We start from the raw sequence: 6,790 nt of genomic DNA, 5'->3' as shown, positions 1-6,790 counted from the left end.
CAGTCCGGGCCTTGCTCCGACAGGTGGCGCACCGCTTCGAGCAACGCCTTGGCGTCTCCTTCGATCAGCGCGTGGAGCACGTCGAACACCTGGCCGTGGTCCAGGGTACCGAGCATGGCGCGCACGTCGGCGGCCATGACCTTGCCTTCACCAAACGCGATGGCCTGGTCGGTGAGGCTCATGGCATCGCGCATCGAACCATCAGCGGCGCGGCCCAGCAACCACAGCGCGTCATCTTCGAACGGTACGTTCTCGACACCCAGCACATGGGTCAAATGCTCGACCACACGCTCGGGGGTCATGTTTTTCAGGGAGAACTGCAGGCACCGCGACAAAATCGTTGCCGGAAGTTTCTGCGGGTCGGTGGTGGCCAGGATGAACTTGACGTAGGGCGGCGGCTCTTCCAGGGTTTTCAACAAGGCGTTGAAGGAGTGGCTGGACAGCATGTGCACTTCGTCGATCAGGTAGACCTTGAAGCGGCCACGGCTCGGCGCGTACTGCACGTTGTCCAGCAGCTCGCGGGTGTCTTCGACCTTGGTTCGGCTCGCGGCATCGATCTCGATCAGGTCGACGAAACGCCCTTCGTCGATCTCACGGCACACCGAACAGGTGCCACAAGGCGTCGAGGTAATACCGGTTTCACAATTCAGGCACTTGGCGATGATGCGCGCAATCGTGGTCTTGCCCACCCCACGCGTACCGGTGAACAGGTAGGCGTGGTGCAGCCGTTGGCTGTCCAAGGCATTGATCAGAGCCTTGAGCACATGGGTCTGGCCGACCATTTCGCGGAACGAGCGCGGGCGCCATTTACGTGCAAGAACCTGATAACTCATCGAAAACCGTCGCAACTGGGAAGCAGAAGCCGGTAATGCTAGCGGAGCAAGGGGGAAATTGCATCCGGCACGCTCGTCTAATCTGACGAAGCTTGTTCGATTGGCCTCCCGGAGGGCACCTGCAGGCGTTTTGCTGGCACCTTGGAGCGCCAATGCCCTTCCAGACTGATAGCGGCGACACTTGCCAGCACGATCACCGCGCCCAGCATCACCTGCAGGGTGACGTGTTCGCCAAGCAGCGTGGCGGCCATCAGCATGGCAACCGGTGGAATCAGGTACATCGCCACCGACGCACGACTGACCTCGACGTGCTTCAACACGTAACCCCAGGCCAGATAGGCCAAGGCACTGGGAAAAATGCCCAGCACCAGCACGGCAAGATTCTCCACCATCGGTGCCTGCACGATGGCGACGGGCAGGCCCGGCAGGTTCACGCACAGCATCAGGGTGCCGGACCACACCATGTAGCACGCCATCGTCAACGGGCTGTAGCGATGGGCGTAATGTCGCTGAATGGCGAAGTACACACTCCATGAGCAGGCCGCCGACAAGATCAGCAAACCCCGTGGGTTGATATCGCCTATGCCCCGGTCGCCCCAGATCACCACCACTACGCCGGCCAACCCCAACAGCACGCAGCCCCAGCGCCAGGCGCTGACCTGCTCCTTCAAGCACAAAAACGCAATCAACACACTGAACAACGGCGCCGACTGTGCCAACACACTCGACGCTGCCGCCGTCACCCATTGCTGCCCGTAATTGAGACTGGTGTGGTGCAGGAACACCCCGAAAAAGCCCAGCACCAACAACCACGGCAGGTCGCGCAATGGTGGCCGTCCAATTCCCAACACCGAGGCCACGCCGCCCATGAATATCGACGCGATCAAAAACCGCAGCAGCGCCAATTGGCCGGGGCTGTAACTGTGCAGCCCCATGTGCACGCCGATGGGGGAATACGCCCAACAGAGGATGACGCTGGCAATGACTAGCGTAAGCTTCAGAGGTGACGGAGTATTCATCGACAGCATCCACGCAAAAGGAATGCTGCCAGTCTTGGCCCAGGCAAGGCATAGGACAATTAAGCGTTTCTGACTTCTGAAATCATTGGAACTGAGCAATGGAACTGGCCCAACTGAAAATGGTGCGAGCCGTGGCGCAAACCGGCAGCGTGGCCCAGGCTGCGCTGCAATTGCACTGCGTGCCGTCCAATATCACCACGCGCATCAAGCAGCTGGAAAGCGAGTTGGGCACACCGCTGTTTATCCGTGCTGGCCGAGGGCTGGCGATCAGCGCCGCGGGAGAGATCTTCCTGGATTACTGCGAACGTATCCTGGCCTTGGTGGATGAATCCAAACGCGCCGTGGATGCCAGCGCCATTCCCCGTGGCACCTTGCGCATCGGTGCGGTGGAATCCAGCGCCAGCGGGCGCTTGCCGCCGCTACTGGCGGAATACCACCGGCGTTATCCCGATGTCAGCCTGGAACTGGTCACCGGTGCCTGGGCGCAACTGCTGGACGACCTGCAGCACCACCGCCTGGATGTGGCGCTGGTGGCTGCCGGCGGCAAACGCACGAAGCTGGAACAGAGCGTGGTCTACAGCGAGCGCCTGGTGCTGATCGCCAGCGCGTGCAGCGCACCTATCAACAGTGCCGAGGACCTGGCCGGCCGAACCCTGCTGGTGTGGCCGCCGGGCTGCCCTTATCGCGCCGCCCTGGAAAACTGGCTCAAGCCCCATGACATCAAGCCAACAATCGCCAGCTACGCCAGTTGGGGCACGATCATCGGATGCGTGAGCGCGGGGATTGGCGTGGCGTTGGCACCCGAGGGGATCCTGGCGCGCTATGAACAGGCCAATCAGCTGGCATCGTATCGCTTTGAAGCACTGGCGCCCGTGGACAACCTGTTGTTCTGGCACACGGACACCCAGCGGCACCTGGCGCGAGATGCGTTTGCCGGGCTACTGCGCGAGACCTTTGGCTGACACAGTCCTAAATGTGCGACGAAAATCGCCCTGATACCAAGTAGGAGCGAGCTTGCTCGCGAAAAACTAACAAGCGCCGCGTTTATTCAGGAGGCACGCGTTATCGTTGACGTTTTTCGCGAGCAAGCTCGCTCCTACAATTCAGGGCTTCGGCGCAGCCAACCGTGCGTACTGGCCCTGGCTGATCCAGCCCGTGAACGAACGGTCATCAGCGTTGATGAATTCCACCTGCGCCCAACCGTCCTTGAACGCCAGTACGCCCACCACGTCATGCTTGACGATGTAGGGCCGCTTTGCCGCTTTGGCGCCCGGCGTTTTCAGCAAGTAAGCCTTGTCGGCAGACACCGTCACCAAGCCGATCCATTGTTTGCTGGCGGTCTGGCTCAGCTCCAGGCCGGTGGCGATTTCCGGCATCAGCACATTGATGCAGCCAGGGTGTTGACGGCCCTGCGCCACGGTCAGGGTCACCCCGTCGGACGCCGCTGCCACACTGCCTGGGTAGGCAGCGTCCAGCCAGGTGGTGAGCGCTTCGGGCTTGCCTTGCAAGTAGAACGTGCAACCACGGGCCACACCCTCGCCCATCGACTCCTGGTAGAAACCCTCCACCTGATGCCCCGGCGTCACCGCCAGCATCAGCCCTTCATATTTGCCTGAATGCAACGCCGCCGAGCCGGCCAACGCAGGCGCCACGGCGCACCACGACAACACTCCCATCGCCAGATAACGAATCATCTTATTTCTTCCCTTCAAAGGCTTCGTAGGCTTGTTTCATCAGGACGTCATAGTTGCCGTAATCATCGCCGTTATAGTTTCGGGCCATGGCGGTAAAATCCTTGTTTTTCATGGCACTCAATAATGCCGAGTTGTGGCTGCAAAGGCTGAGATAGGCTTTGAGTTGGTTACCGGCATTGATCTTTAATGACGCCACGAACTCAAACACCGTCTTGAATCCGCACGCAGCAAAATTGAACCCCATGATTTGAAACATGCCCCAGGAGGCCGACATCAAGGCGGCTTCCTGGTCCAGCGCAAAGGCGGTGGCCATGGTCTCCCAGGCCTTGACCTGATCCTTATTGTTCGTCTGCCATTGCGGGCCGGCTTTTTTCTTGTAGATATACGACAGCAACGGCTGCGACTGATCGTAGATGTGCTTGGTGTACTTGCGAAAGTGGTGCCCTTCAAAAGCGATGATCGGCAACTTGGCGGGCCCGAACCCCACCTTCCCGCCCGACTCCACCGTGGCGAACGCCTTGACCACATTCACCGAAATGCCGTTGCCCAATTGCTTGGCGGCGTTCTGGAAATCCGTGTCGCTCAATGTCGTCCCGCCATCGCAGGTGGACTGCATCATCAACTGCCGGTTACGCCGCTCGGCCTCGATCACCGCACGCACGCGGTCCAGGTACACATTGACCGTGGCCTGTACCGCATCGACGTTGTTATTGCCGAAAATGTTGAGAAACGTCGGAATGCGCGTATTGGGAAAAGCCCGCACCGGTACCTTCAGCGCCTCTTCGATCAGACTGTTGAACGTCCGCCCGGTGGGGTCGATCACGCCATCGGGATGGGCGTACTTGAGATGGCGAAACTGATACTGGCTGATGCATTGCACCAACTGGCCGTCGCACTTGCCGTTTTCCAGCAAGGCAAACCCCATCTTGGGAATGATCAAATTGAATAAATACTGGATGCACTGAACATCGGCGGGCAAGTTGCGGGCTTTGCCGGGCGTCCCTACCGACGCGCTGATAAGACGAGGCAACCCTTGCAGGCTTTTCATGACAGACATCCTTGTGAGTGAAAGAAGTGATAGCACTTCAATATCAAATCCACGCCCTTGTCATATTCTGAAACAAGTGGCCGGCGCAAGCTAACAAGGCGCTCTGCGGATTGTCCAGAGGACGTTATGAAAGTTGTGAAACAGCCGGATTAAATCCGTCAGTAACCGTGGGATTCACGGGTCTGTTGATACTTGTGGTAGTCGAGCCACTCGACCACATCGTAGGGCAGGTACAACTGCACCCTGGCCCGTGAAATCGCGATATACACCGCACAGAGTCGTTGATCGAACGCGTAGGCGTCCTGGAACTTCACATTGGTCAACAATTCCGGGGTGAGCAGTACCCGGTCGAACTCCATGCCGCCCGCATCCTGCGCCAGCATCAACAGGACGCGCTCGTCCGGATGGCCAATCAACCTGTTCAAACGCGTGACATCCGCCACGTTAAAGCCTTTTTCCAGCTCGGCCTCGACCCACAGAAACGCCTCATCGAACTGGCAGGCTTCGCGCACCTGCTGCCAATCGGCCATGTCGCTGAAAAACGCATGGGGGCCGAGGTCATTGAACTCATTGCTATAGAAATCGGGTTTGAACAACGCGATGACCGTGTCCATGAAATGCTTGAGCGACTGCTGGGCCTCTTTGCTCGCGAGGCCGAACGCACAGCGGGCGTGGCTCAACTGGATCGCCCACTGCATGGTGTCCCAATGGGAAGCGGTCAACACCACGCAACCTTGCGGGGGCACGAAACCCTGCGGATAAAACTCAATGCCGACATCGGCATCGCGGGCGCCCTCGAAAAGCGATTTGCTTTTTTCCGAGTGCAAGCTGATCAACGGGTTGACCAGGCGCTCGACATTGCGCCCGGAACGCACGGAGTAGCACACGTCGGTATGGCGAACCTCACGGGCACGCTTGACCACGCCGCCACTGGCCTGCTGATATTCATCCCCCAAAGTGATCAGCACCTGGCGCCCGCGCTCGATGATTTGCAACAGCGGCGCCGGGATGTCCTGGCTCTCATCGATGAGCACGTGGGTATAGCGCTCGGGCACCACGCAGCCTGCAAGGCTGGCGCGCTTGATCATCAACAAGGCTTCAAACCCGGTATGCCGGCCCCAGGCCGGGTTAGCCTCTAGGTAGCCCCATAACCGGCTGGCATATTCGAGCAGCGCCCTGGCATCGACGCCGGCGAGCGGTTGCTTGAAATGCGGCAAATGCTGGGCCGACAAGCTGTACTCCCAGGAGCGGCAGTAGGCCTCAAGCACCTTGAGGCACACCTCCACCACCGCTTGCCCTTCCAGGCGGCGGAAACCAAAGATATTCAGTTCTTGAGCGAGCGCCTGCTTGGTCGGCACCCTCACCGGCGTATTCAGCGGCTTTGGCCTCGGGCCATGCAATAGAGCATGGGCGAAGTCCTGGAAGGTATGCCCGGCCTTACGCTCCCGCGCTCCCACCATGCGCGCACGCAGGGTTTCGAGTTTTGCCGGGGTGCGTGCCAACAGTAAGGTCTTTTCCGGGCGCAGGTGCTCCAGCAAGGCCACCAGCAGGTGACTCTTGCCAATGCCTGCATAGCCTTGAACATGCAGGTCTTCGTTCAGGTTGGCGCGGAAGGTTCTGAGCAGCTTGTCTTGCTCGGCGCTCAACCAGCGCTCGCGATGCCTGGGCGTGATTACCTGCTGGCTGAACGGATCATTGGCCTTGAGGTGGCGGACTTTATACTCGACGTCCCATTTGCCACTGGGCAACAGATAGTCCCGAGCCTGTACTTCCTCCTCCAGCAGAAAGCGCAGCTTCAGGCTTTTGACCACATTGAGGCCGAAATACAGCTTCCTCTGATCGAACAGCCGCTGCGCTTCAGAGAGCAGGGACACACTGGCCGAATGGCTGGCATCGACTGCCCAGTCAACCAGTTTGGCCAACACTTTTTCAGCACCATTGGCGCTCAGCTCGCTTTCGGGCACCTGCGCCAGGTTCTGGATCACCAACACCGCCGCCAATTCGGGCTCACTCAGGGCTACAAGCGCATCGATACCCTCGCCGCCCAACAAACCCGCACAGGTGTGCTCGGTGATCGGCAAGAATACGGGGCTGGATAAGTCGAAATGTTCCGAGTGCATAGAGCCTCGTAGCCAGGGAAAGAGACGCTTGGGAGTATGCCACTAGACGCGAAATGACCGTCATGCACTGTGCAAG

Annotated in this window: 6 protein-coding genes; 1 reads left to right on the top strand and 5 read right to left on the bottom strand. The window is 59.3% G+C overall.

All coding sequences use genetic code 11. The features are described 5' to 3' along the window. Positions 1 to 833, bottom strand: an 833-nt coding sequence (gene dnaX / locus APH41_RS23245) for a DNA polymerase III subunit gamma/tau (RefSeq protein ID WP_156359084.1), incomplete at its 3' end; no start/stop codon positions are given. A 77-nt stretch (positions 834 to 910) separates the two neighbouring features. Then, positions 911 to 1,852, bottom strand: coding sequence for a DMT family transporter (locus APH41_RS23240; RefSeq protein WP_054921738.1), 942 nt, complete (start codon positions 1,850 to 1,852; stop codon positions 911 to 913). A 98-nt stretch (positions 1,853 to 1,950) separates the two neighbouring features. Between APH41_RS23240 and APH41_RS23235 the strand changes: the two genes are divergently transcribed. After that, positions 1,951 to 2,814, top strand: coding sequence for a LysR family transcriptional regulator (locus tag APH41_RS23235; protein ID WP_034128388.1), 864 nt, complete (start codon positions 1,951 to 1,953; stop codon positions 2,812 to 2,814). 141 nt (positions 2,815 to 2,955) lie between these two features. Here APH41_RS23235 and APH41_RS23230 read toward each other — a convergent pair whose 3' ends face one another. From APH41_RS23230 to APH41_RS23220, 3 genes are all read right to left on the bottom strand, one after another. Next, positions 2,956 to 3,546, bottom strand: a complete 591-nt coding sequence (locus APH41_RS23230; RefSeq protein ID WP_034128387.1) for a hypothetical protein — start codon at positions 3,544 to 3,546, stop codon at positions 2,956 to 2,958. A 1-nt stretch (position 3,547) separates the two neighbouring features. Beyond that, positions 3,548 to 4,594, bottom strand: a complete 1,047-nt coding sequence (locus tag APH41_RS23225; protein ID WP_034128386.1) for an N-acetylmuramidase family protein — start codon at positions 4,592 to 4,594, stop codon at positions 3,548 to 3,550. Positions 4,595 to 4,752: 158 nt separating this feature from the next. Beyond that, entirely contained in the window at positions 4,753 to 6,714 is a 1,962-nt protein-coding gene (locus APH41_RS23220; RefSeq protein WP_054921736.1) for a hypothetical protein, read from the bottom strand. Between the last annotated feature and the right edge of the window lie 76 nt (positions 6,715 to 6,790).

The organism is Pseudomonas sp. NBRC 111138 (assembly GCF_001320835.1).
Classification (GTDB): Bacteria; Pseudomonadota; Gammaproteobacteria; order Pseudomonadales; family Pseudomonadaceae; genus Aquipseudomonas; species Aquipseudomonas paracarnis.
This window is presented reverse-complemented; position numbering and strand designations above follow the sequence as displayed.

Bases quoted from the DNA above. Each gene is read 5' to 3' on its own strand.
- APH41_RS23220 (WP_054921736.1), bottom strand. From the start codon at position 6,714: ATGCACTCGGAACATTTCGACTTATCCAGCCCCGTATTCTTGCCGATC.
- APH41_RS23230 (WP_034128387.1), bottom strand. From the start codon at position 3,546: ATGATTCGTTATCTGGCGATGGGAGTGTTGTCGTGGTGCGCCGTGGCG.
- APH41_RS23240 (WP_054921738.1), bottom strand. From the start codon at position 1,852: ATGAATACTCCGTCACCTCTGAAGCTTACGCTAGTCATTGCCAGCGTC.
- APH41_RS23225 (WP_034128386.1), bottom strand. From the start codon at position 4,594: ATGAAAAGCCTGCAAGGGTTGCCTCGTCTTATCAGCGCGTCGGTAGGG.
- APH41_RS23235 (WP_034128388.1), top strand. From the start codon at position 1,951: ATGGAACTGGCCCAACTGAAAATGGTGCGAGCCGTGGCGCAAACCGGC.